Origin of the sequence: Burkholderia sp. FL-7-2-10-S1-D7 (genome assembly GCF_001524185.1) — a bacterium.
GTDB classification, from domain to species: Bacteria; Pseudomonadota; Gammaproteobacteria; order Burkholderiales; family Burkholderiaceae; genus Burkholderia; species Burkholderia diffusa.
In genome coordinates this window covers 21833-47018 of record NZ_LOWY01000055.1, presented here as the reverse complement: position 1 = coordinate 47018, position 25186 = coordinate 21833, and the positions used below count along the sequence as shown (strand labels likewise).

Annotated in this window: 23 protein-coding genes and 1 pseudogene; 8 read left to right on the top strand and 16 right to left on the bottom strand. The window is 65.0% G+C overall.

Annotated features, from left to right (window positions below):
- Positions 1 to 370: 370 nt before the first annotated feature.
- From WS75_RS18895 to fae, 4 genes are all read right to left on the bottom strand, one after another.
- Entirely contained in the window at positions 371 to 1705 is a 1335-nt protein-coding gene (locus WS75_RS18895) for an MFS transporter (protein WP_257129409.1), read from the bottom strand.
- Positions 1706 to 1872: 167 nt separating this feature from the next.
- On the bottom strand, positions 1873 to 3324 hold the full coding sequence (locus WS75_RS18890) for an NAD-dependent succinate-semialdehyde dehydrogenase (RefSeq protein WP_059682045.1): 1452 nt from the start codon (positions 3322 to 3324) through the stop codon (positions 1873 to 1875).
- Positions 3325 to 3354: 30 nt separating this feature from the next.
- Positions 3355 to 4377, bottom strand: a complete 1023-nt coding sequence (locus WS75_RS18885) for an aldo/keto reductase (RefSeq protein WP_059682043.1) — start codon at positions 4375 to 4377, stop codon at positions 3355 to 3357.
- Between the two features lie 40 nt (positions 4378 to 4417).
- Entirely contained in the window at positions 4418 to 4942 is a 525-nt protein-coding gene (gene fae, locus WS75_RS18880) for a formaldehyde-activating enzyme (RefSeq protein ID WP_059682040.1), read from the bottom strand.
- Between the two features lie 428 nt (positions 4943 to 5370).
- On the opposite strand from fae, the gene WS75_RS18875 reads away from it, so the two are divergent.
- The 3 genes from WS75_RS18875 (at position 5371) to WS75_RS18865 (ending at position 7550) form a co-directional block, all read left to right on the top strand.
- Positions 5371 to 6282 (top strand): LysR family transcriptional regulator, encoded by a 912-nt coding sequence (locus tag WS75_RS18875; RefSeq protein ID WP_059682037.1) that lies wholly within the window; start codon positions 5371 to 5373, stop codon positions 6280 to 6282.
- A gap of 209 nt (positions 6283 to 6491) precedes the next feature.
- Complete coding sequence (locus tag WS75_RS18870) at positions 6492 to 6842, top strand: hypothetical protein (RefSeq protein WP_059682035.1); 351 nt, start codon at positions 6492 to 6494, stop codon at positions 6840 to 6842.
- Positions 6843 to 6989: 147 nt separating this feature from the next.
- Positions 6990 to 7550: a hypothetical protein gene (locus WS75_RS18865; protein ID WP_059682032.1), complete on the top strand. Its 561-nt coding sequence runs from the start codon at positions 6990 to 6992 to the stop codon at positions 7548 to 7550.
- On the opposite strand, the gene WS75_RS18860 is transcribed toward WS75_RS18865, so the two are convergent.
- Entirely contained in the window at positions 7551 to 8426 is an 876-nt protein-coding gene (locus WS75_RS18860) for a LysR family transcriptional regulator (protein WP_059605089.1), read from the bottom strand. It abuts the gene before it with no gap.
- Positions 8427 to 8586: 160 nt separating this feature from the next.
- On the opposite strand from WS75_RS18860, the gene WS75_RS18855 reads away from it, so the two are divergent.
- Entirely contained in the window at positions 8587 to 9906 is a 1320-nt protein-coding gene (locus WS75_RS18855) for a DUF3422 family protein (RefSeq protein ID WP_059682029.1), read from the top strand.
- Between the two features lie 43 nt (positions 9907 to 9949).
- A complete protein-coding gene (locus WS75_RS18850) occupies positions 9950 to 10153 on the top strand; it encodes a hypothetical protein (RefSeq protein ID WP_059682058.1) in 204 nt (67 codons plus the stop codon).
- A 76-nt stretch (positions 10154 to 10229) separates the two neighbouring features.
- Here the strand turns inward: WS75_RS18850 and WS75_RS18845 are convergent, their stop codons facing one another.
- The 8 genes from WS75_RS18845 to WS75_RS18810 form a co-directional block, all read right to left on the bottom strand.
- Positions 10230 to 12242: a phospholipase effector Tle1 domain-containing protein gene (locus tag WS75_RS18845; RefSeq protein ID WP_059682027.1), complete on the bottom strand. Its 2013-nt coding sequence runs from the start codon at positions 12240 to 12242 to the stop codon at positions 10230 to 10232.
- 15 nt (positions 12243 to 12257) lie between these two features.
- Positions 12258 to 12713, bottom strand: a complete 456-nt coding sequence (locus WS75_RS18840; RefSeq protein WP_059682024.1) for a DUF3304 domain-containing protein — start codon at positions 12711 to 12713, stop codon at positions 12258 to 12260.
- A 17-nt stretch (positions 12714 to 12730) separates the two neighbouring features.
- The gene (locus WS75_RS18835; protein ID WP_306453407.1) at positions 12731 to 12985 is read right to left on the bottom strand and encodes a hypothetical protein; all 255 of its coding nucleotides are present in this window, start codon (positions 12983 to 12985) and stop codon (positions 12731 to 12733) included.
- A 425-nt stretch (positions 12986 to 13410) separates the two neighbouring features.
- Positions 13411 to 13866: a DUF3304 domain-containing protein gene (locus WS75_RS18830; protein ID WP_059682020.1), complete on the bottom strand. Its 456-nt coding sequence runs from the start codon at positions 13864 to 13866 to the stop codon at positions 13411 to 13413.
- 149 nt (positions 13867 to 14015) lie between these two features.
- Positions 14016 to 14471: a DUF3304 domain-containing protein gene (locus WS75_RS18825; protein ID WP_059682017.1), complete on the bottom strand. Its 456-nt coding sequence runs from the start codon at positions 14469 to 14471 to the stop codon at positions 14016 to 14018.
- Entirely contained in the window at positions 14465 to 14869 is a 405-nt protein-coding gene (locus WS75_RS18820) for a DUF3304 domain-containing protein (RefSeq protein WP_082729653.1), read from the bottom strand. The genes WS75_RS18825 and WS75_RS18820 overlap by 7 nt, the downstream gene beginning before the upstream one ends.
- A 16-nt stretch (positions 14870 to 14885) precedes the next feature.
- Positions 14886 to 15917 carry a DUF4123 domain-containing protein gene (locus WS75_RS18815; protein WP_257129407.1) on the bottom strand — a complete coding sequence of 344 codons (1032 nt, stop codon included), beginning with the start codon at positions 15915 to 15917 and terminating at the stop codon, positions 14886 to 14888.
- A 14-nt stretch (positions 15918 to 15931) separates the two neighbouring features.
- Positions 15932 to 18484 carry a type VI secretion system Vgr family protein gene (locus tag WS75_RS18810; RefSeq protein WP_059682012.1) on the bottom strand — a complete coding sequence of 851 codons (2553 nt, stop codon included), beginning with the start codon at positions 18482 to 18484 and terminating at the stop codon, positions 15932 to 15934.
- A 167-nt stretch (positions 18485 to 18651) separates the two neighbouring features.
- Here WS75_RS18810 and WS75_RS34635 point away from each other — a divergent pair.
- Together WS75_RS34635 and WS75_RS18800 are read left to right on the top strand one after the other, a co-directional pair.
- Positions 18652 to 18930, top strand: a pseudogene (locus WS75_RS34635) (putrescine ABC transporter permease PotI); the annotation flags it as partial.
- 62 nt (positions 18931 to 18992) lie between these two features.
- A complete protein-coding gene (locus WS75_RS18800; protein WP_059682009.1) occupies positions 18993 to 19427 on the top strand; it encodes a GNAT family N-acetyltransferase in 435 nt (144 codons plus the stop codon).
- Between the two features lie 16 nt (positions 19428 to 19443).
- Here the strand turns inward: WS75_RS18800 and WS75_RS18795 are convergent, their stop codons facing one another.
- Positions 19444 to 20340 carry a LysR family transcriptional regulator gene (locus WS75_RS18795; protein ID WP_059682052.1) on the bottom strand — a complete coding sequence of 299 codons (897 nt, stop codon included), beginning with the start codon at positions 20338 to 20340 and terminating at the stop codon, positions 19444 to 19446.
- Between the two features lie 122 nt (positions 20341 to 20462).
- Between WS75_RS18795 and tam the strand changes: the two genes are divergently transcribed.
- Complete coding sequence (gene tam / locus WS75_RS18790) at positions 20463 to 21248, top strand: trans-aconitate 2-methyltransferase (RefSeq protein ID WP_059682006.1); 786 nt, start codon at positions 20463 to 20465, stop codon at positions 21246 to 21248.
- A gap of 41 nt (positions 21249 to 21289) precedes the next feature.
- On the opposite strand, the gene WS75_RS18785 is transcribed toward tam, so the two are convergent.
- Positions 21290 to 21880: a GNAT family N-acetyltransferase gene (locus WS75_RS18785; RefSeq protein WP_059682004.1), complete on the bottom strand. Its 591-nt coding sequence runs from the start codon at positions 21878 to 21880 to the stop codon at positions 21290 to 21292.
- Between the two features lie 603 nt (positions 21881 to 22483).
- Entirely contained in the window at positions 22484 to 24934 is a 2451-nt protein-coding gene (locus WS75_RS18780; protein ID WP_059682002.1) for a phosphocholine-specific phospholipase C, read from the bottom strand.
- Positions 24935 to 25186 lie beyond the last annotated feature (252 nt).

Here is a 25186-nt window from a genome sequence, read left to right as displayed (position 1 = left end):
GTTGTTCCGATGCCTGAGGTTAACAGCTCGTCGCGAAAGTTAACAGCCCCAAGGGGCCATTTTGAAACCGTCTCTTACGGTCGCTGTATCTGTCAACGATCGCTACCGAGAACGGAGATCGGCACGATCGTTGACGACGCGAGGCATGCGGTTTCTTTCCGTCGCTACCGGTCTGAGCGGGCTCGCCAACCCCGCCTTCTCGCCGCGAACACGAAAAACCGCCGACAAGCATGCAAGAACCCGGCCTCGGCCGGGTTCGTTCAAATCGTATTCCGCATCACCGCGGCGCACGCGCTGTGCGTCGATGGTGTGTCGATGCGAAAGCGCTTGAGCGCGACGCCGCGGGCAAGCACGAAGCCTGCCTCCATCGTCAATGCCCCGACGCCTCCTCCAGCGTCAGGTGCTTCGTCTCCGGCGCCCACGCGATCGACACGATCATCCCCACCAGCAGCACGCCGGCCAGCGCGAACATCGTCGCGTGAAAGCCGAGCGTCGCGATGCCGACCGGCAGCAGGAACGTGCCGATCGCCGAACCGAGCCGGCTGCACGCGATCGCCAGCCCGACGCCGCTCGCGCGCACCTCGGTCGGAAAGCACTCGGGCGGGAACACGCCAACGAGGTTGCTGAACGCCGACATCGTCAGCGTGAAGATCGCGAACGCGACGATCATCGCGAGTGCGGCCGACGACGGCAGCACCGCCAGCGCGACGAGCGACGCGCACGTCACCGCGAACGAGCCGATCAGGAAGCCGCGCCGCGACAGCCGGATCGTCAGCCAGATGCCGATCAGCGCGCCCAGCACGAGGAAGCCGTTCAGCAGCAGATCCGCGCCGAAACCTTCGGCGAGGCCGATCGTCTTCAGGATCGTCGGCAGGAACGTGTAAATCGCGAAATACGGAATCACGAGACACACGAAAAACGCGCAGTTGAAGATCGTCCGGCGGATCAGGTCGCGGCGGAACAACCGCGCGAAGCCGCCATGCGCATGCGGCTCGGCCGAGCCGTCGAGCATCACGTGCGGCCCGAAATGCTTGGCGACGATCGCGCGCGCCTCCTGCACGCGGCCCTTGCCGAGCAGCCAGCGCGGCGATTCGGGCGTGCCGATCCGCAGCACCAGCACGATCAGCGCGGGCAGCGCGGCCGACGCGAGCAGCCAGCGCCATGCGTCGGGCGCGGCGTCGCTGTATGCGAGGCCCAGCACGTTCGCGGCGACATAGCCGATCGTCCAGATCACGCTGAACGAACCGAGCAGCGCACCGCGATGCTTGCGCGGCGAGAATTCGGCGAGGATCGCGTGGCCGACCGTGAAGTCGCCGCCCATCCCGAAGCCGATCAGCAGGCGCAGCACGCACAGTTCGAGCGGCGAGCTCACGAAGAACTGCGCGAACGCGGCCGCGGTGATGATCACGAAACTCGTCAGGAAGATCTTCTGCCGGCCCATCCGGTCGGACAGCCAGCCGAACACGAGACTGCCGAAGAAGATGCCGATCAGCGCCGAGCTGCCGATCATCCCCATCCAGAACGCGTCGATCGGCATCTGCCGGCCGAGTGCGGCGAGCGCATAGCCGATCGTGCCGAGCGTGTAGCCCTCGGTGAAATGCGCGCCGAACGTCAGGCCCGCGATCTTTATGTGGAAACGGTTGAGCGGCACGTCGTCGAGCGCGACGGGGCGGTGCGGCGCATCGGCGCCGCGCGACAGCGGCAACGCGCGCGCGGTGCCGGATTGAACGTTGGCTTGGGTCAAGCTGCCTCCGGATTGGTATGCATGCGGCGCGCGGGCGTCGTGCGACGTCGCGAGAGCCGTGTGTTGCGCCGCGCGGCCGGGCGGCGCGCGGCGCGGATCGACCGCGGAGAGCGGTCAGCGGTCAGCGGTCAGCGGCCGAGGCCGGCCATCAGCGTGTACTTGAGTTCCACGTATTCGTCGAGGCCGTACTTCGAGCCTTCGCGGCCGAGCCCCGATTGCTTGACGCCGCCGAACGGCGCGACTTCGGTCGAGATGATCCCGTCGTTGACGCCGACCATCCCGCTTTCCAGCGCACCCGACACGCGCCACGCACGGCCGAGGTCGCGCGTGTAGAAATACGCGGACAGCCCGAACGGCGTGTCGTTGGCCGCGGCGATGGCTTCGTCCTCGGTCGCGAAGCGGAAGCAGCCGGCGACGGGGCCGAAGGTTTCCTCTTCGGCGATCAGCATGTCGGGCGTCATGCCGGTCAGCACGGTCGGCTCGTAGAACGTGCCGCCGAGCGCATGGCGCTTGCCGCCGACGAGCACGTTCGCGCCCTTCGCGGTGGCATCGGCAACATGCCGCTCGACCTTGACGAGCGCCGCTTCGTTGATCAGCGGCCCCTGGTCGACTTCACCCGCGAGCGCATTGCCGACGCGCAGCTTGCGCACGGCGTCCGCGAGCTTGCGCGTGAACGCGTCGTACACGCCGTCCTGCACGAGGAAACGGTTGACGCACACGCAGGTCTGCCCGGTGTTGCGGAACTTCGATGCGATCGCGCCTTCGACCGCCGCATCGAGATCGGCATCGTCGAACACGATGAACGGCGCGTTGCCGCCGAGTTCGAGCGACAGCTTTTTCAGCGTGTCGGCCGACTGCTTCGCGAGCAGCTTGCCGACCCGCGTCGAGCCCGTGAACGACAGCTTGCGCACGACGGGCGAACTCGTCAGCGTTTCGCCGATCGCGACCGCATCGCCCGACACGACGTTGAACACGCCGGCCGGCACGCCCGCGCGCTCGGCGAGCACCGCGAGCGCGAATGCCGACAGCGGCGTTTCCTCGGACGGCTTCAGCACCATCGTGCAGCCGGCCGCGAGCGCGGGGCCGGCCTTGCGCGTGATCATCGCGAGCGGGAAATTCCACGGCGTGATCGCCGCGACGACGCCGACCGGCTCGCGCGTGACGACGATCTGCGAATTCGGCTTCGGGCTCGGGATCACGTCGCCGTACATGCGCTTCGCTTCTTCCGCGAACCATTCGAGAAAGCTCGCCGCGTACGCGACTTCGCCGCGCGCTTCCGCGAGCGGCTTGCCCTGTTCGAGCGTCAGCAGCTCGGCGAGTGCGTCGCGGTGTTCGAGCATCAGTTCGCCCCAGCGCTTCACGCGGGCGCCGCGCTCTTTCGCGGTCAGCGCGCGCCACGCGGGAAAGGCGCGGGCTGCCGCATCGATCGCGTGCTGCGTGTCGTCGGCGCCGCCTTTCGCGACCTTCGCGATCGTCTCGCCGGTCGCCGGGTTCAGCACCGGATAGGTCGCGTCGCTCGCGCCGTGCGATTCGTGCCATTCACCGCCGATGTAATGGCCGGTCCTCAGAAATTCGTTCATCGTCTGTTGTTCCTTCAGTGCCTCGATACTTCAGTCCGCCGCGAAACTGCCCTGCGCCGGGCGCGACTCGCGCGCGATGCGCTTGCCGGCCGTGTAGTCGTTGATCAGGTCGCACGGCGTGTAATTGCGTTCCAGCTCGTACAGTTCCTCGTCGGTGAGCTGCGTTTCGAGCGCGCCGAGCGCGCTGTCGAACTGCGCGACGGAATCCGCACCGACCAGCATGCTCGCGATGCCAGGCCGGCTCAGCACCCACGCCTGCGCGATCTGCGCGGGCGGCACGCCGCGCCGCTTCGCGACCTTCGCGACCGATTCGGCGATCGCGAGCGACGACGCATCGCCATACATCTGCGCGGTGAAGAAGTCGGTCTGGTTGCGCGTCGATTGCGGCTCGCAGGTGAGCAGGCCGCGCGCGAGCGGGCTGAACACCGACACGCCGACGCCCTGGTCGATGCAGTACGGCACCATCTCGCGCTCTTCCTCGCGATACGCGAGGTTGAGCTGCAGCTGCATATTGATCGGCTTGTCCCAGCCGTTGCGCTCGCACGCCTGCATGATCTTCGCGAACTGCCACGTGTACATCGTCGATACGCCGATGTAGCGCGCCTTGCCCGCGCGCACGATGTCGTGCAGCGCGCTCATCGTTTCCTCGACGGGGGTGTTCACGTCGAAGAAGTGCAGCATGAAGATGTCGACGTAATCCATCCCGAGCCGCTTCAGCGACCCGTCGATGCCGTCGAGCACGTGCTTGCGCGAATGGCCGCCGGCGTTCGGATAACTGCCCATGTCGTAGCCGACCTTGGTCGTCACGACGAGCTCCTCGCGGCGCGCGTTGCGCTTCAGGATGCGGCCGACCACTTCCTCGCCGACGCCCGTCGAATAGAAATCCGCGAGATCGATGAAGTTGACGCCGGCGTCGAGCGCGCGGCGCACGATCGGCTCGCTCTGCGCTTCGTCGAAGATCCACGGCTTCCATTCGGGGGTGCCCATGTTCATCGTGCCGAGACACAGGCGGGACACCTTCAGGCCGGACTGGCCGAGGCGGACGTATTCCATGCTTCCTCCTGATGCGGCCTTGCCGGCCGTTCGTTGTCTGTCAGTTCTTTTTCGGCGTGTAGAACGGGTTCGACACGTCGCGCGCGGCGGCGAACACCGCGTCGCGATGCGGCAGCCCTTCCATCGCGGCGACGATCGCGTTGCGGCACGCGCGGTAGTTGTTCTCGAACACGGCGTCGAGATCGTCGGTCTGCGGGTTGACCCAGTTCGCCGATACGACGACCCAGTCGTTCTCCGCTTCGGGCGGCAACGTGCCGTTCTCGAGCGCTTCGGCCACGGCCTTCGCGATGCCGGCCTGCGATGCGCCCCACGTCGCGTTGCCGTGGAAGTCGCTGGCGATCTGCGCCTTGTTCACGTACAGCGTGAGCGGCTTGGTCGGCACGCCCGGCTGTGCGATCACGACGAACGGCGCGTGGCCGGCCGACGGCGTCGCGAGCGCGGTCGCGAAGGCCTGCCCGGCCGGGCCGTTGCGCGGGCCGACCAGCACGTTGATGTGCGCGAGGTTGACGCCGGGGCCTTCGAAGCCTTCGCCGATGTAGAGCTGCTTGGGTTGAGATGCGGTCATTGCGGTGTCTTGTCGATGAGGTTGGGTGTGAGGCGATTGTGGTGGGCCGCTCGGCGGCCGGTGAATCGATGTTTCCTGATCGGGCTATGAGTTTTCGTCGTCTCCGGGAAAGCCCTTGGCCCGGCGCGCAAACGCCCGCCAGGCGTGCCGCGGCCGCCGCCGCGACGGCATGCGGGGCGGGATCGGCGGACGGTTTTTCGCGTGCAGGCTCCGGGTTTGTCATACCCGGGCAAGGGTTGGAGGGCCGAGCGCATCTGGACAACAATCGGCGTACTCCGAGCCCTATCTTTCGTCTTCCCATTTCTTTTCGAAAGCGAGTAATTCCGATGGCTGCCATTGAGAAACCTGTCGCTTCGCGCCAGCCCCCCCGAGCGGGGCACGCCCCCAAGGGGACTTCCGCCGGGGCGGAAAGCCTGGGGCGGCCCGGCGTGTTCTCGAAGCCGGACTGGTCGAAGCTGACTTCGCTCGATCCGGAGCTGATCCGGGCATTCGTCGCCGTCGTCGAAAGCGGCGGCTTCACCGCGGCGGCCCGGCAACTGCATCGCACGCAGTCGACGATCAGCCTGCGCATCCGCACGCTCGAGGAGCGGCTCGACACACACTTGTTCATGCGCAACAGCCGGCGGCTCGAACTGTCGCGCGATGGCGAGAATTTCCTGATCCACGCGCGGCGGATCATCCAGGTGCAGAACGACGCGATCATCGCGTTGAAGCAGACGAGCAGCGACCGCGGCATCGTGCGTTTCGGATTGCCCGAGGACTACGCGGAGCTGTGGCTGCCCGACCTGCTGAAGTCGTTCTATGCGCTGCGGCCGGGCGCGCGCCTGCACGTGCATTGCCGGACGTCGCTCGAACTGCTCGAACGGCTGCAGGCCGGCGAGCTCGACGTCGCGCTCGTCGTTCGGCATGGGCAGAACGCGGGCGGGCGGCTGCTCGGCCGTCACGACGTCGTGTGGGCCGCGCACCGGGATTTCGCGCTCGGCCCGCATGCGTCGGTGCCGCTCGCACTGTTTCCCGAGACATGCTGCTACCGGCAGCGCGGGCTGCAGGCGCTCGCGACGGCCGAGCGGCCGTATCACGTCGTCTATACGAGCCAGAGCCCGACCGGCATCAAGATCGCGGTGAACCACGGCGCGGCCGTGACGATGATCGATCGCTGCACGCTGCCCGAGAACTGGCGCGTGCTCGATGACGCGGACGGGCTGCCGCCGCTGCCGGCGGCCGATCTCGAACTGCATCGCTCGCCCGGCATCTGCGACCCGCTGACCGACGACCTCGTGTCGCTGATCGAATCGATGGTCGACGAGCGGCGGCGCGCATCGCTCGAGGCCTTCGCGTAGCCGCGGAACCGGGGCGATCGGGACGCGGGCGAGCCCGACGCGAAGGGCGCGATCCTGGCGCGTGTTCGTCCACCGTGCGGCCCGCTGACGGCGGGCCGTGGCCCGCATGCCGTTTTTTGCACTGCGGCGCCGTTTTTTTGCATGACGTTTATGCGGTCTCTTCTAAGCTGGGCATGTGTCGAACAGCCGAGACGGCTTCCGTCCGCTCCATGACCTTCATTCATCCCGTTCCCGCCTTCGACGTCGCCGGCCGCCAGTTGCACGCCGGCGCACGCGACAACGTCATTCCGTTCCCGCCTGCGCGCCCGCGCCTGCAGTTGCCCGTTACGCTGAAGGCCGACTCCGGTGAACCTGCACGCGCCCGCCTCGCGGCGTTGCTGCATTCGCCGCTCGGCGTGTATGTCGTCAGCGCGCGCGCCGTGCGCGACGTGATCCATGTGCGCTTCGAGATCGCGCCGGAGGATCTGGACTTCACGCTGCACATGCTGATCGCCCAGCAGACCGATGCGGTGATCGGGCCCGTCGCGCGCCGGTTGCGCATCGGGCCGCAGGCCCGGTGAGGCGGGAACGGTTATTGCGCATGCGTTGCGTATTGCTCGATTGATTCGCCGCCGGATCGCCGGTCGCGGTGCTGTCCGCCCGCCTGCCGGCGGCGGATGTTCGTGCGCCGCGTCTCGCGCGGCGCCGATTCTGAATACGGAGTGTCCATGTACTTCACGGAAGAAGTGCGTCTCGCGCGGCCGGCAAACCGCCGCGTGCGGACGGCGTCGCTGCCGTCGGGCCGGCAGCTCGCGCGGCAGCTCGTGACGACGGTCCGCGTGGCCGAAATGCTGCTGCATCAGGCGATCGTCGTGCCCGACGGGCATCAGTGGTCGGTCGACACCGAGCGTGTCGACGCGGCCGGCGGGCCGCTCGCGGCCTGGGAGACCTGTGTGACGTTGCGGATCGGCAAGGTGTTCGCGCCGACGGTCAGCCCGGCCGGGCGGGTCAACGATCCCGATCAGGTCTCGGTCGAGATCCGTCTCTGTCTGCCCGAGCAGGCGTACCTGGACGAGCGGCGCGTGAGCATCTTCGGCCGCCGTCACGGCAACCGGTTCGGCGCGACGCTGTCGGTCACGTCGGGCGCGCAGTGGGGCGGGCAACGTGCGGAGCATGTCGCGCCGGAACACGCGCACGTGCGCGGCGATACGCTCGAAGCACTCGTCGATGCGGTCGCGGCGAACGTCAACGCGGCGCTGGCCGCGGCGGGATTCGGCGCGACGCGCTGATCACGCGTCGGCGGTTTGCCCGGTTTGCCGCTGCAGGTCTTCCATCAACTGCTCCGCGAGAAAGTCGCACGGTGGGCGCTTCGATTTCGTGCTGCGCGCGAGGATCAGCTCGAGCGGCGGCAGATCGGGCAGCCCGTGTGAGCGGCCGAGCATCGACAGCTGCGCGGGGATCGCGCAGCGCGCGAGCGGCGCGACCGCGAGGCCGGCTTCGACCATGCTGAGCAGCCCGAGCAGGCTCGGGCTTTCATAGGAGGTGCGGTACGGCACCTTCGCGCGTTCGAGGCTGCGGATCGCGTTCTCGCGCGCAACGCTGCCCGGCATGAACACCGCGATCGGCAGCGGCCGTTCTTCCCACACGCGCGGCCCGTTCGTCATCGCGGCCCACGCCATCGGCTCGTGGCGGATGAAGTCGCCGGTCAGCCCCTTGATGCGCGTGCCGCACACGAGATCGACGGTGCCTTCCTTGATCAGCGGCGCGAGCGCGCTGCTCGGCAGCCCCATCACCTGGATCTCGACCTTCGGGTAGGTCGCCGAGAATTTCTTCAGGACCGACGGCAGCAGCGACGACGCATAGTCGTCCGGCACGCCGATCACGACCTTGCCGGTCACTTCCGGCCGCACCACGGCCGCCCACGCCTCGTCGCGCAGCGCCAGCATTCGTCTGGCGAATCCCAGCAGCACCTCGCCTTCGCGCGTCAGCACGATGCTGCGCGGCTTGCGCACGAACAGCGGCCGGCCGATCGCGTCTTCCAGGCTCTTGATCTGCATGCTCACGGCCGACTGCGAGCGGTTCACCGCTTCGGCGGCGCGGGTCATGTTGCCGGTTTCCGCGACGGCGACGACGGTGGCCAGCACGTCGTGATCGAGCATCTTCATGGGTATCAGGAAAACTGAACGTAACGATCAGCATTATGCGTTTTTATTGTCGCTGTGTGTCTGCCATAGTGGCATCGAGCCTGCCGTATCGTTCGATGCGGTGCGGCCAACACGCCGGCGAGCCCGGCACGCAGCGTTGAACAGGAAGAGTGGTGTACCAATGATGGATCATCCGTTGCGCGCCGCGCTGGCCGCGGAATTGCATGCCCGGCCGTTCCTGCGGCTCGCCGAAGCCGTGTCGCTCACGCATTACGCGATCTACGCGGACGGCCAGCCCGATATCCACGAAACGCTGCTGCACGCGCTGTGTCGCGATACCGGCATTGCCGTGCCGCAGGACGGTGCGACCCACTATGCGGTGCAGTCGCCGTGCGGCTGGCATCTGAAGTGGGAGCGGCACACCGAATTCTCGACCTTCACGTTCGTCGCGCCGCGTCGCGACACCGGCTACTTCGACGATCTCGCGATCGAAGGCATTCCGGCTGCGTGGTTCGCGCGGCTCGCGGGCATCCGCTTCGTCGCGGTGCGCATGGAGCTGCTGACGGGCGACGCCGCGCGGCTCGTGTGCGGCGACCTGCGCCGCTGGATCGACGGCCCCGCGCTCGTCGGCAGCAACGTGCTCGGCGGTGGCAAGGTGTACTGCGACTGGCACGTGCGTGACGACGGCTTCATGCGTTTTCTCGTCGTCGACGAGGATTTTCGCGAGGAGCAGGGCGGCCGACTGCTGCAGCGCCTGTATGAAATCGAGACGTACCGCATGATGGCGCTGCTCGCATTGCCGGTCGCGCGGCGGATGAGCCGCGAGCTCGACGAGATCCACGCGGCGCTGCATGCGCTGATGCAGCGGATGGACGCGAGCGGCGCCGACGGCGACGACACGGCCTTGCTCGTGAAGCTCACGCATCTCGCGGTGCGGGTCGAATCGCTGTCGGGATCGGGCGCACGTTTCAGCGCGTCGCGTGCGTACGAAAAGCTCGTGCTGGCGCGCATCCACGAATTGCGCGAGGAACGCATCGAAGGGATGCCGACGATCGCCGAGTTCATGGAGCGGCGCTTCGCGCCGGCGATGGAAACCTGCCGCAGCGTGTGGGCGCGTCACGAGCAGATCGCCGCGCGGATCGCGCGAGCGGTCGACCTGCTGCGCACGCGCGTGAATCTTGCTCAGGAAAAGGACGTGACGCGCTTGCTGGCCGGCATGGAGCGCACCGCGCGCAATCAGCTTCACTTGCAGCACGCGGTCGAAGGGCTGTCGGTGGCGGCCATTTCGTACTACGTGCTGTCGCTCGCGACCGCGGCGTTCAAGGCCCTGCACGTGATGAATCTGCCGGTCGATCCCGAACTGGCGGAAGGCCTGCTGATAGCGCCGGTCGTGTTCGCGGTGATTCACATCACGCGGCGCACGCGCGCGCAGCTGGCGCGATCGGAGGCGGCGCACGACGGCATGCCGGTTCAGTCGGCGGCATTGAAGCAAGTTGGTTAGAACATCGAAAACATAAACAGATAAAACAGGTAAAGGAGTGGAGATGACTTTTTCGCAGAAGCAACCGGGGTTTTACAGCGGTTTCGATGCCGCGTTCGACGAACCGGCACCGGATGAGCCGGGCGCGCCGGAAGCGCCGCGCGTGACCTCGTATCAGGCCGTGCTGCAGGAGCCGATGACGTCGCTCGTCGGGAATACGCTCGACCGGCCGGACGTCGCGGCGGTGGCGATTCTCGGGTACAACTGACGCGGGGCCGGATGCGGTTGGCGCCCGGTCGCATGTGCGGCCGGGCGGGCTTGCTGATCGGCGTGGTGTGTACTGCTCAATCGCCGGAGAGGTCGCCGATCGACGCGCCGTGCGGAATCTGGCCGGACGTGACCTGCCTGACGTATTCGTCCTGCGCATCCTTGATGTTCTTCGATACGTTGCCGAGGACTTTTTTCACGTAGTCCTTCGCGGCGTCGGTCTGGCGTGCGATCCAGCCTTTCTCCTCGATTTCGCGCAGTTGCATGAATACGCCGTCGCCGAGCGACACGTTGTTGAATGGCGTGATCGTGTTGTGTACGAAGTTGTCGAAGAACGCGATGACTTCCGGTGACAGTTTTGGCGGGTGCACCCATGCGGTGGCCAATGCGCGCACGGTCTTGTCCGAGATGTCGTCGACTGTCCGGCGTTCGCCGAAGGTGAACTGCGGGACTTTGGAATTCGGATCCTGGCTCTTGTAGTACCAGTCCCGGCCCTCATAGTTTGGCAAGCCGCCGCCGTGCGGGAAGACCGCGTTGTAGACGTCGGCGTCCACGGTGTTGATGAACAGGCTGTTGCCGGTGCTTTCGTGCGCGGTGCGATCGTGGACGTAACGTGCCCATGACACGAACAGCTTCTGGTGCTCGAGAAAATGCGTTTCGAGCGGGCCGCTCGATTTCGGCAGCATCGCGGTGTAGGCCGCGAAGAGGTCATTAGCCGTGAGATTCTTGCCGTTGACGTTGACGGTTTTCTGGAAATCGAATTCCTTTGCCGCGGTAGGGCGTTTGTCGCGCATCTGTGAAAGCGGGAGAAACGGTACGCCGGCCGCCCACGCACGATCGAGCATGTTGCGTGCCGACACACGCGCCAACTCGGCGGACTTGTTATCCTCTCCCTCGCGAAATCCTCCGCCAACGTCGGATTGACTGCCGGGATAGACGATTTCAAGCAGGTTTGCGTGATCGGACGATTTTCTCGGCGAATCGAGATTCTTGTAGAAGCGCAGTTCTGTCGCCGCGACGTGATGAACGATCGACTTGAATTCCTTCTGTATGTCGTACTCGCCGAGCGACTGTTTGGCCAAGCCAATGAACATGCTAAGCCCCTTGATACTGAAGCTGACGGCTTTGCCTTCGCCTGGAATGACGCCAAGCACTGGGGAAACTACCTTGGTAAAAACCGAATCTGCGAAAGACGTCGACACGCAATCGAAGAGGCCCATGAAATCAAATTCCACGGGAATCCCGTCATACGTCACCTGGCCGTTCGCTTGCTTGCATACCTTTCCGATCAGTTCGTTTGCAAATTTTCGGGCTATGGTGCCACCGCGATCGTAGCCGAAGATCGCTACGCGGATCCGCAGAATTTTACGAGGATCGGAATCGCGTGCATCCAGTACGTTTTGCTTGAAGTCAGCAACCGCCTGCTTTACACGGATGTCGAAGCCGGTTCCCATATATCCGGCACTGAACTCGCTGTCGCGGACAGGCTGATAAGAGTCCGCGGCGATGCTTACACCAGACGAGACCAGTTCGGGTCCCAGTTTTTTCAGAGAAAACGAGTCTTTTATATTGTTTTTCGCTGTAGTGCCAGCGGCAGCGGTACCTTCGAGAATCGCGGATCTGGCTCGGGTCAGTAGACCTTTGTCGCCGGCGTCGTTCATTGCCCGTTTTCGGATATCGTCGGCGACGGCCTTGGCAGGCCCTTTCAGAAACTTGTCGCTCGCCATCTTCTCGGCGGTGGACGCGATGTCGCTTGCCACCTTCTTGCCGGTGCCGACCGTCTGGTTGGCAAGGTCGCGGCCCATCCCGTCGTAGTACATCTTGTAGATGCCGCGCTCATCGTTTGTTTCTTCATGTGCATTGAACAGTCGAAGGATATTCGACGGGTGATCGACATCCTTTAGCCCTTGCGCAAATCCATCAAAAAAGAAGGATTGGTAGATGTCCTGATGGCAGCGAAAGCAAGGGCTTGGCGGTTCGGGGGGAAGCTGCGCGCTGACGCTCGCTGCGCGCGATGCACGGGAGGCACCGGAGGCGGAATCGGATTGGCTTGAGTTGGCGCTTTGGGCAGGACTGGTTTCGTTCGACATGCTGCGCTCGCTATCTTAGTTTGCGTTCGGGATGTTTGACTCGATTCGACGTTCGACCCACTGCGCCTCAATCTTTCGATCGGGCAGAAAATGAAATGCGATATACCCGCCATGCTTGTTTGGCAGAGGGGGAACGGGAATGTCGGTTTCGTAAACCTCATTCGGCACATTCTTTTGCGCCTGCTCTTTGGTCAAGTCATAGATGATCTTGATATGCCAGGTCTTTTTCCCTCGAGGGACATCCATGCAGCATACGATGCCACCGCCTCCTTGGGATTCGTGCGCATATGATCCCCCTGCGCCGAAATCGTCGATCTGAAAGCTGTAGATGCTTCGATCCGTGTGGTTATAGCTAATGACCCGATACGGTCCGTATCCTCCTGTCTGCGCATGCACCCACCACGCCCCGCCGAGCAGGAGCACCGCGACGACGATCGGGTTGCGAATGAGACGGCGAAGAAAATTCAGCATGTCGATGTTCCTGTCATTCAGTTCGTCGTGGACGACGCGTTGCTCGTGGAATTCGGGTTGCGCGGACCGGTCGGGTATTCGACCCATTGGGCTTCGATCTTGCGGTCGGGCAGGAAATGGAACTCGATATAGCCGTCGCGTTTGGTTGGCAGCTTCGGAACGGCAATGTCCGTCTCGTAGATTTCCGGCGACAGATTCCTGGCATCTTCTTCAGGCGTCAGGTCGTATGTGACCTTGAGGTGCCAGGTTTTCTTGTCGCGCGGCACCTCCATGCAACAGGCCATGCCTCCACCGCCGCCGTCATTGCCTGCTGCCGCTCGGCCGCATAATCCGCCAGCGGATGCCCATCCAGCAACTCCGTCCACACATCCGCAGCGGCACCACTATCGCTTGCAGCCTTCTTGAGCGTGCCGACCGTCTGGTTGGGTAAATCACGGCCCATGCCTGCATGGTATGTTCGATAGATTCCGGTTGAATTGTCGCTTTCCATGTGGGTCTTATACAGGCGCGCGATATTCGAAGGGTTATCGTCGTCGAGGCTCTGTCCGAAGCCGTCAAAGAAGAAGGACTGATAGATTTCCTGGTGGCAACGAAAGCATGGGCTGGGAGGCTCGGCGGGAAGCTGTGTACTGACGCTGGCCGCCCGGGCGTGGCGCCCTGGGCGGGGATTGTGTCGTTAGGCATGCTTTCCTCCCGGTTACTGCAAGTTCGGATTGTGAGGGTCAGTCGGCAGTTCGGCCCATCGCGCTTCAATTTTCTGTTTCGGCAAGAAATAGAATTCGATGTATCCGCCGTGTTTGTTTGGCAAAGAGGGAACCGGGATATCTGTTTCGTATACGTCGTTCGGCAAATCTTTTTTGTACTGCTCCTGGGTCAGTTCGTAGACGATCTTGATATGCCATGTCTTTCTGTTTCGTGGCACGCTCATGCAACATACCGTTCCTCCGCCTCCGCCGGATTCATGTGCGTTGGAACCGCCGGCACCGAAGCCATCGATCGTGAAAAGCGCAATGCTTCGATCTGTATAGTTGTAGCCCGTAACGCGATAAGGACCGTAGCTCGTTGTCTGCGCATGCACCCACCACGCCCCGCCGAGCAGGAGCACCGCGACGACGATCGGGTTGCGAATGAGACGGCGAAGAAAATTCAGCATGTCGATGTTCCCGTCATTCAGTTCGTCGTGGACGACGCGTTGCTCGTGGTATTCGGGTTGCGCGGACCGGGAAGCTGTGTAATGACGCTGGCCGCCCGGGCGTGGCGCCCTGGGCGGGGATTGTGTCGTTAGGCATGCTTTCCTCCCGGTTACTGCAAGTTCGGATTGTGAGGGTCAGTCGGCAGTTCGGCCCATCGCGCTTCAATTTTCTGTTTCGGCAAGAAATAGAATTCGATGTATCCGCCGTGCTTGTCAGGAAGCGGCGGAATAGCAATGTCCGTCTCGAAGATGTCGTTGGGAAGGTTGTTTTTGTATTGTTCTTGAGTCAGCTCGTACTTGAGTTTGATGTGCCAGGTTTTCTTGTCCCGAGGTACATCCATGCAGCATACGGTTCCACCGCCACCGCCTGGCTTGTGCGCACGCACGTTACCTGCGCCAAATTCGTCGATCTTGAAACTGTAGATACTGCGATCGGTGAAGTTATAACCGATGACGCGGTACGGGCCGAAATCTGTGGTTTGCGCATGCACCCACCACGCACCACCGAGCAGCATCACGGCGATCGCGATCGGGTTGCGAATGAGACGGCGAAGAAAATTCAGCATGTCGATGTTCCAGTCATTGAGTTCGTCGTGGACGACGCGTTGCTCGTGGTATTCGGGTTGCGCGGACCGGTCGGGTATTCGACCCATTGGGCTTCGATCTTGCGGTCGGGCAGGAAATGGAACGCGATATAGCCGTCGCGTTTGGTTGGCAGCTTCGGGACGGCAATGCAACAGGCCATGCCTCCACCGCCGCCGAATTGACGGGCGTGCACACTGCCGTCACCGAAACCGTCGACTACGAAGTTGTACACATCCAGATCGGTGTAGTTGAAACCCGCGACGCGATACGGCCCGTCGCGCTCGGCATGTGCCTGCATACCCCAAAAGCCGTCAGCGATCGCGATCCCTATCCCTATCGCAGCCGCCCGGCGAACCACCCGACGCATTCCCCTCAACATCCGCCTCTCCCGCCACTCAATCGGCTTCGGGCTGCGCATCCACCGCCGCCGTCATTGCCTGCTGCCGCTCGGCCGCATAATCCGCCAGCGGATGCCCATCCAGCAACTCCGTCCACACATCCGCATCGACAGCCGCAAGGGTGTCCGACAATGGCGGCGGATCGTCCCCGCGCGCCGCAATCTCCTCGGCGATCGCCGGATGCACGTCGAACGCCGGATGCACGTTCATCCCGACCAGCACGAAATACGCGAGATCGTTCTCGTTCGCGAGCCCGTAACGCTCCCGCGCCCGCGCGACCAGATCCTTCACATAGCGAATGCCCCAGCGGTCCGGCACGGCCGACATCGGCGGCAGGAATTCGTCTCGCAACTGGAAATAGAGCGTTTCCGCGAACCCTTCGCGCGCGAGCGCGTCGTACTGCGCGTCCGTGAACACGATCGGCGTCGCGGCGGGCGCGGGCAGCGGCCCATGTTCCTCGCCCGCCACCGCCTCCCACGGATCGAACCGGTAACGCAGCTCGACGAATGCGGCCAGCAGTTCGCGCCGGTGCGCAGGCGTCAGGACCGGCACGAGGATTTCGAGGATCGACGGATCGTAGTAGCGCAGCAGCGCTTTGCGCGTATCGGGCAACGTCGCCTCGGCAAGCGGGTGCAGATAAGCGGCGAGCTCGGGCAACGCATGGCCGGTCGCGAGCCAGACGACGAGATCCGACTCGCCGCCGGCGTTCAACAGGTCGAGCATCGTCGCGCGCGATGCGTCGTCGTCTATGGTCAGGTCGAGCAGGAACGGGCCGATTTCAGGCCGCGACGCCTCGAGCATCGTGGCGGGATACAGCGACTGCCACGCGACGCCCCGCGCTCGGGCCGCATCGAGCATCGTGTCGTCCAGCGCGCCGTCGACGAGCGCCAGCAGGCCCAGCGGGCGCGTGTGAGCGGCTTGCCGCGTGCGATGCCAGTCGCGCAGGCCGTCGTGCCGCTGTGCGGCGGTCGTGCGTGGCCACTGCGCCGGCAGCGGCAACGCGCGCGTCAGATCGTGAAACGGTTTCATGGAGGCGGCGGATTTCATGTGCGGGGCGTCAACGCGGACTTCATTTTCGCAGCGCTGCGCCGGCATTCCGAACACACGCCTTCGGGCAGGCGCGGCAGTGGGTAGTCGGTACTGGCCGGGCCCGAGAAGCTGTGGTTGCCGCCCTTGAAATCCACCTTGCCGGGCGCGTGGATCTCGATGTTGCCGTTGCCGATGCGGATATACGCGCCGCCGGACGTCAACAGGATCGGCTGCTTTGACGCGAGGTCGATCTGCGCCGTGGCGGCGACGATCTTCACGGTTTTCTGCGCGGTGAGTTCGACATCGTCGTCGTGCGCGCGGATCTCGATCTTGCCCTTGCCGGCGAACAGCTTCATCCCGGCGTTCTGCGCGAACAGGCTGATCGACGAGATCACGCTCGCGACCAGCGATTTCCCCGCCGCGATGTGGGTGTTCTGGCCGCTGACGACGTTGACATGCCGGTCGGCAACCATCTGCAGCGATTGCTGGCTGGCCATCCCGATGCCGGCCGGGCTGCCGAACAGCATCACGGGCTGCGTGAACGCGTTCACGTTGCCCGTGCCGCCGCCTGCCGTGCGTCCGCCCGATGCGGTACCGGGCACGCTCTGCTGGGTCGCGTCGGTGAACGTCTTCAGCGCGTCGCGACCGGGTTTCAGCGTGTCGGCCTGATGCGTCTCGCTCACGTCGGACAGCGATTCGAGCAGGCTTTCGCCGCCGACGAGCTGTTGCTGCGTCTCGCGCACGTCGAGCGGCTGGCTCGACACGGTCTGCGGATGCGTCGTGACGTACAGGCCCTGGTTCGCGCGCACGGCGCCGTATGCATCGGTCCTCAGGTCGAAGCCGCTGCCGACGTACGCGCCGCGCGTGTTGCCGGACTGTTCGATCAGATAGCCGACATGCAGCAGGCTGTTCGCGGTGCTGCTGTAGAGCTGTGCGCGGTTCTGCCCGGTCGCGTCGTCCATCACGAGCTGGTTGTAGCCGCTGCCCGCGTATTCCTTCGAGCGGAAGCCGGACAGCAGCCCGTTCGAGTGCCACTGCGGTTGGGTCGCGCCGTTGTAGAGCCGTGCCGTGACGATCGGCCGGTCACAGTCGCCGGACATCCAGTCGACGACCACTTCCTCGCCGATGCGCGGCACGTGCACGCTGCCGTACCCGCCGCCCGTGTCCGACGACGCGACGCGCAGCCAGCACGACGCGCGCTCGTCGCCTTCGTTCAGGCGATCCCAGTGGAACCGGACCTTGATCCGGTTCAGTTCGTCGGTATGCACTTCCTCGCCCTTCGGCCCCGCGACGGTCGCGGTCTGCAGGTGCATCTCGGGTTTCGGATGCTCGAACGGGCTGCGGAACGGCACCGTCTGGCGCTGCGCTTCGATTTCGACGAGATAGAAACCCTCGCTGCCGTCGGCGTGGCGCACGGTCATCGCGCCGGCCGCGTCGCCGAGCTGCGCCTTCATCGCGTCGAACTGCGCAGCCAGCCCGTGCGGAAAATGCGTCGGCGTGGCCGGGATGTTGTTCCTGATCCACCAGACCGTCTCGACGACGGCGAACCGGTTGCCGTCCTGTTCGGCGGGCGGATGGGCAGGATGGTCGGTCAGTTCGAACACCCGGCCCGCGTCGATGCCGCGCATGCCACCGATCCCGTGAAACCGCTTCGCGCGCGATTCCCATTCTTCCATCCGGATGGTCGAGTGGCGGTTGCCGTCACCTTGCGCGCCGTATGTATAGGCGCCCGTGTACGTGTAGACCTCGGCCTGGTCCGGCAGGTCGCCCTGGTTCGGCCTGGCCGGGATGTCGGTGCCTTTCGGATTGAGCGCGGAGCCGGGCGACTTGTAGTCGAACGTGCGCGTCGTGTAACGGCTGCTTTGCAGTGTGCGCGTGCCTGACCACTGGATCAGCGCCTGGGTCTCGTCGCCGGCGGCCGCGCGCTGGAATGGCACGCGCGACGGTACCGCGGCGGGCAGCGAGTGGAGCGAATCGGTGATCACCAGCGTGTGGTGGGAGCCGTCCGGGGCCTGCTCGAAATAGCCGAACAAGCCTTCGTCCTCGAGCAGGCGATGGACAAAATTCCAGTCGTCCTCGAATTGCATGCAGAACGAACGGTTTCGCAGCGGCGCGGAGAGTGAAAAACGGAACATCCCGCCGGCTTGCGGATGCTGATTGAATACGTCGGTAATGATTTCGTCGGCAGTGCGGTCCTGCCAGATGCGCTGGTCGCGGCGATACCGCAGGAAGCCGAGCCACGACATGAAACGGATCTGGTATGCGGTGATGCCGCCGTCGAAGCCGAGCCGGCGTGCGGTCTGCACGTAGCCGTGCCACGGCAGGCAGGCGTCGCCGTGCTGTTCGACCCATAGCGTGACGGGCTGCGCGATCAGCTTCGTCAGCTCGATGTTGTCGCGGGTCGAGACGGCATCGACCGTCATCGTGAATTCGCGGCCGAGCCGCGACGCGCCGTGAACTGTCTGGGGCAGCAGCACGTTCTGGCCCAGCGGTGTATCGAGCCTGAGCAGGCGACCTTGTTGAAACAAGCCGCCGCCGATTGCGCGAACGAGTTCTTGTGAATTCATCGTCGTGGCCCTCTTGGATCGAGAACGATGAGTGGGCGTCTCTCTCGCCGGATTTATCGTAGGAATGCTCTCGGTTGGCGATTCTACCGGATAAATCGGAACATTTCGGCATCCGGGTGGCTGCTTGTATATGGGGACATAGTCGGCTGGCTGAGTGCTTCGTGGTGACGCTGCCGCTGGTCGTGTTCTCGCGCGTGCGGCTAGAGCCGAATCCGGAGATGAACGCGCCGGCGACGCGGTTCATCACGGCGGTGACGATCGGCGTGAACGTCGTGAACCAGATGCCGATCGCGCACGAACGGTGCGGGGTGGCCGACTTGAAGGCGGCGTTCGCGGCGGCTCGAGCGGGCTCCCGGCGTCACGAAACGGCGGGTGCCGGATGTGCCCGTCGTTTGGATGGTCGTCAAGATCGGCACAGTCTCGCGCCGTCGGCGAACGCGCTATAGTCGTGCGACGCCCGCCGCGAACCCTGCACGTTCGGCGGCTCATTCACGCACGTCTCCATTCCATGACCGCGCATCCCGCCGTTTCCCTTCAGCTCACCGACACCGAACAACCGGCTGCCCGCGATTTCATCAGCCGCAAGCTCGGCGAATTCAACCACGCGATGACGGGCCGCAGCGACTCGGCGGCGCTCGACGTCTACGTGACCGATCCCGCGACCGGCGAGGTCCTGGGCGGGCTCACCGGCCGAACCTCGCTCGGTCTCTTCTTCGTCGACCTCTTTTACCTGCCCGAATCGCTGCGTGGCGGCGGCTTCGGCAGCCGGCTGCTGCGCGAGGCTGAAGCGGAGGCGAAGCGGCGCGGATGTGCCCGCGCGGTGCTGTACACGATTACGTTCCAGGCGCCGGATTTCTACCGGAAGCACGGGTACGAGGTGTTCGGCGAAGTGCCGTGCGAACCGGAAGGGGCGGCGCGCGTGTTCATGGTCAAGACGCTATGAACGACGTTGCCTGACGTCACCGGCCCGGCGTCGCGCGCTCGACAATCATGTCGTACAGCGCCTGCGCTGCGGGCGACAACTGCGCGGCCCGGCGCTTGACCAGCACGAGCGTGCGCGACACCGACGGCTCGACGAGCTCGATCGTGCGGATCATCGGATACGCGTTCTTCTGGATCGCGAGCTTCGGCACCACGGCCGCGCCGAGGCCTTCGGCGACGAGGCCGAGCGCGGTCGAACTGCGCTGCACTTCGTAGAACGAATGCAGCGTCACGCCGCTCGTCTTCAACGCACCTTCGAGCAGCCCGCGATTGCCGCTCACTTCGCCAGCGAAGATCAGCGGATGCGGTTGCAGTGCGGCCCAGCGGATCCGCCGACGCTTCGCGAGCGGGTGATCGTCGCGGCAGACGAGCACGTACGGATCATGCGTGAGGGGCACGCTGACGAGTTCGGGGTGCTGGTCGCCCGCGATGCTGATCCCGAATTCCGCTTCGCGGCGCAGCACGGCCTGCAATACCGACGCCGACGCGTGGTCGAGAATCTTCACGCGATCGTGCGGCCGGTGCCCGGAGAACGCACGCAGAATACGGGGGAGATACTGGACGCCGACCGTCGGTACGCACGCGATCGTCACGTCGCCGCGCTGGCTCAGGCCCGTTTCGCGGATTTCGGTCAGCGCATCCGACAGCTCGTTCAGCAGCCGGCGCGCCTGCGGCAGGAAACGCCGGCCGATTTCGGTGAGGGTGGTGCGGCGTGTCGTGCGCTCGATCAGCGCGACGCCGAGAAACGACTCGAGCTTGCGCAGCCGTTGCGTGATCGCCGTTTGCGTGACGTGCAGCGTGTCAGCCGCCTGCCTGAAGCTGCCGCCGTCGGCGATCGCGACGAAAGCCTGGACACCGAGCGTATCGATTTTCATCAGAAACATGAATCAATAACGATATTAAATTCATTTTACTGAAGAACAGCGAGATCGCAGAATGCGCTGCATCGATGGCTGTCGCTATTCCGACGCCGTTCACGCCGACCAGGAGGCATACCGTGACGACCCCACTCGATCAATACGCGAACCAGTACGTGCGATTCGAAGACGAACGCACGCGGCCTGTGCGCGACCTGTTGGCCGCGGTGCCGGATACGCGGATTCATACCGCGATCGACATCGGCTGCGGACCCGGCAATTCGACCGAAGCGCTGATCGCGCGCGCACCCGACGCGACGGTTCGCGGGATCGACGCGTCGCCGGACATGATCGCGGCCGCGCGCAAGCGCTTGCCCGCGTTGCGTTTCGATCTCGCGGATGTCTCGGCCTGGGACGATCCGGGCGGCTACGACCTGATTCTGTCGAACGCGGTGCTGCAATGGGTGCCCGCGCACGACACGCTGTTTCCGTCGCTCGTCGGCCGGCTCGCGCCGGGTGGCCATCTCGCGGTGCAGATGCCCGACAACCTCGACGAACCCGCGCACCGGCTGATGCGCGAGGTCGCCGCGGCCGGGCGATGGGCGGACAAGCTCAAGGGCGCGGCGCGCACCGAGCGGTTCGACGCACGGTATTACTACGCGCTGCTGTCGCCGTTGTGTTCGCGGGTGGATGTCTGGCGCACGACTTACTACCATCCGTTGCGCGGCGGGGTCGATGCGGTCGTCGAATGGTTCAAGGGCAGCGCGCTGCGGCCGTTCCTCGCGGCGCTGGACGAAAGCGAACGCGACGCATTCGTCGCGCGCTATCGTGACGCGCTCGCTGGTCCGCACGGCTATCCGCTGCTCGACGACGGCACCGTGCTGCTGCCGTTCCCGCGCCTGTTCATCGTCGCGACGCGCAAGTAACGCGAAAGCAGGACCGGGGCGGTGCGGCGGCCGGTCGTCGGTCAGGACAGCGGCCGCATCGATTCCGGATCGACCGTCCGGCTCTTCGCGGACTGCCCGTCACGCAGATCCTTGTACCAGAAGAGGGCGACTTCCCCGTCATTCGCGCCGTCGGCGTACAGGAAGCGGTCGTGGCCGCCGATGACGAAGCCGGCGCGCGCGTACGTGCAGCAGGCCGCGACGTTGTTCGCCTGCGTTTCCAGCCGCATGAAGCCGAACCCGCGGTTGCGCGCCCATGCTTCCGCGGCCGCCAGCAGGAACTGGCCGATTCCTTGCCGCCGGCAACCGCGGTCGACCGCGAGTTCCGCGATCTCGGCCATCCCGTTCCAGCTTTCGGTGATCGCGACGAATCCCGCGAGGCGCCCGCCCGCGCTGGCGCGGAACAGCGCGGTGCCGCCGGACGCCTCGCGCGCCCAGCCGGCCGGGTCGAATCCGTAGTCCTTGCGCCGCACGGGCAGCGCGCGCAAATCGAGCAGATCCTGGTACGGCGCATTCAGCTCCCACGCGATCTCGAACGAAAAGTCGCATCCGTTCAGTTCGTCGGCGGGCAAATCGACCGCCTGTTCGATGCTGATGTGCTCGGCTCGGTCCATGTGTCGGTGTCCTGTCTTCAGCGGGATTGCCGGGTATTCCCCCGGGGCGAGCGCCGCCGCCTTGCGGCGAGCCGGATCGCGCCCGTTCCTGATTCGAATTGCTGCGCTCGCACAATGCTTCCCTTCGCGGCGCGGTTCAACGCTCGATTATGCGGGATATCGGCGGCGGCGCCGCACCTGGAACGGGTATGCAACCACACCATGCTTCGGCACGAACGCGAGATAGTCGGTGGTGCGTATCGAAACGACGATCGACCGCACCGAGCCACATTCACCGGCACGGGAGCACCATGTTGAATTCGACGCAGCGGGAAGCCGTCGGCGAAGCGTTTTCGCTCGACGTGATGCGGCATGCAAGAACGATGACCTGACAGGCCGTCGACACGATCGCCGATACGGGGCATCGCGTCCGCGATTTTCCGCACGCGATCGACAAGGCCCGCAATCTTGGCGATTTCGACAGTGCTCCGGCCACCGGGCCGTGGATCATGGAAATCCGAAAACGCGCATCCGACACGGCCGTTCGGCGCGCTCGACGAAGACGGGCTGATGCGAGCCCCAGCCGAGCGACGCGCGCCGTGAGCGCGCGTCGCCGGCTGCTCGTCAGATGCTGATCGCGACCGGGCCCGCCAGCGGCGTGTAGCCGTCGTCGAAGAGGAACCACGCATCGTACTGGCCCGACGCCAGCGCGCTGTTCGCCGTGGACGAGAAGAGCAGCGAGCCCGTGCTCTTCGGCAGATACGCCCACGACTTGTAGCCGCCCTTGGTCGGCTGCGCGCCGCGCGGGTAGATGCCGACCCAGTTCTTCGGGCTGTGGCGCCAAGGCGGCACGACGTAGTCGAACCGCAGCGTGCCATACGACGACCCCTGCGACGACAGCGCGGGCACGAACTTCCCGTTCGTGTTGCCAATCGCCGAATCGGTCAGCAGCGCGCCCGCTTGCGCCTGCACGCAGCCGGCCACGCGGCGCAGGAAGTTCGGATCGTTCGCGTCGCGGATGCTCGCGTCGTACCAGCCTGCGTCGCCGTACCACGTGACGGCCTGCGTCGCGCCGGCCGGCACGCTGATCGACTGCGGCGTGTTCATGCCGTACGCGTTGTCGACGAGCTGGAACGTCGTCGGCCTCGATCCGGCGGTGTTGTCGAGCGTGATCTGCACGTTGCCGTTCTGCACGTCATAACAGAGGCTCACTTCGGCCGACGAACCGGCATTTCCCGACGCACCGACGTTGCCACGGAACGTCTGCAGGAATCCGTTCGGCCCGTAGACCGAATAGTCGTAGCCGCCGGCCGAATTCAGCGCGAGCGAATCGGACAGGGTCGTGCACGCGTTCGCGCCGGCGCCGATCGTGTATTGCCGCGGGATCGTGCTGGTGCCGTCGACCCACGCCTGCAGATGCACGCCAGCCGTGCCGGTATTGGTCATCGTCAGCGCGAGCGTCTTGCCGGACCGGTTGACCTTGCCCTGCACGAAAAACTCGTACGGCAGCCGGCATGCCGCATTGCGGCCGGTCGTTTGTGCCGGCACCGCCGTGGTGGTTGCCGGCGGGATGATGACCGTCCAGCCGTTCGGGTCCATGTGGCTGGCCGGGCTCGGGATCGCGGGCACCGTCTGGTCGGGATTCGTGAAGTCGAACGCCGACGTGAGATCGCCGCACACGGTGCGCCGCCACGGCGTGATGTTCGTTTCCTGCAGCCCGAAGCGCGTTTCCAGAAAGCGGATCACCGACGTGTGATCGAACACCTGCGAGTTGACCTTGCCGCCTTTCGACCACGGCGAGATCACGAACATCGGCACACGCGGGCCGAGGCCGATCGGCACGTCGCCGTTGGCCGAACCGTCGGACGCCGCGCCGCTGCTGCCGACGAATTCGGCCGCGGTCGAGACCGTCGACAGGCCGGTGCCCGCGTATGCGCTGGATGGCACGGCGGGCGGCACGTGATCGAACAGGCCGTCGTTCTCGTCGTACATCACGAGCAGCACCGTGCTGGCCCAGACCTTCGGATTCGACGTCAGCACGTTGAGGACGTTGCTCACATACCATTCGCCGCCGCTCGCGGCCCACGATGGATGTTCGCAGTACGCGTAGGGCGCGGCGATCCACGATACCTGCGGCAGCGTGTCGTTCGCGACGTCGGCCTGTAACTGGCTGAACAGGCGCGTGTCGTATTCGGTGCCGCCACCCGTCGGGTCGATTTGCGTGCCGTTGAGCGCCGGTGCGAGCGGATCATTCGCGCCGAGGTTCTGGTATTGCCTGAAGTTGAGGATGACGTTGTCACCGTAGTTGCCGTTCCACCAGAGATCCTTGCTGGAGCCGTTGTATTCGCCGTAACCGTGAGCGGCATCGAGCCCGTTGCCCTTGTCCTGATAGAACTTCCACGTGACGCCGGCTTCATTCAGCCGTTCCGGCATCGTGGTCCAGCCGGTGCCGGTCATCGTGTTGGTCGTGTACGGCGTGTAGCCGGGCACGTTGCCGCAGCAACCGGTCCACAGATACAGGCGGTTCGGGTCGGTCGGCCCGAGCATCGAGCAGTGGTAGCTGTCGCACACGGTGAAGGCGCTCGCCAGCGCGTAATAGAACGGGATGTCGTTCTGCGTGAAGTAGTACATCGTGCCGCTGGTCTTCGCGCCGGCCCAATTGTCGTAGCGGCCGTTGTTCCATGCGCCGTGCGTGCCGTTCCAGCTGTGGTCGAGGTCTCCGTAATAGGTGTCGCCATTCGCGCTGCCGGGCGGCGGCGACGGGTTGAACGGAAACACGTACGACAGCAGCCACGGCTGGCGCCAGACCGGATACCCGCTCGAGATCACGACGGGGCGCGGATCGCCGAAGCCGCGCGCGCTGCGCAGCGTGCCGAGGTAGTGGTCGAACGACCTGTTTTCCTGCATCAGGATCACGACGTGCTTCACGTCCTGGATCGTGCCGGTGACGGTTGCCGCCGGAATCGACTGCGCGCGCAGGATGCTCTCGGGCAGCATGCCGGTGACTGCCGTGGCGCCCGCGAGCTTCAGCGCATCGGCCAGGAACTGACGTCGTGTCGTGGATTTGTTTTGCATGTTCGCTCTCTGTCATGAATGGCCGGACGGACTGGCCGGACGCCGCCGCGCTTCAAACGCCGCGCGTTGCAATGGCAGTCGCGCCGGACAAGGGCAGGTGCCCGTCAGTGGCAAGCCGTGGCGCAATGCAGGACAGGCGCGGCGGCCGGGCCCGATGCCGATGCGCGGTTCGCGGCGAGGTTGCCGGTCGCGCCGGAATCGCCATCGCCGCAACCGGCCAGCGTGCAGAGGAGGGCGATCACGAAAGCGCCG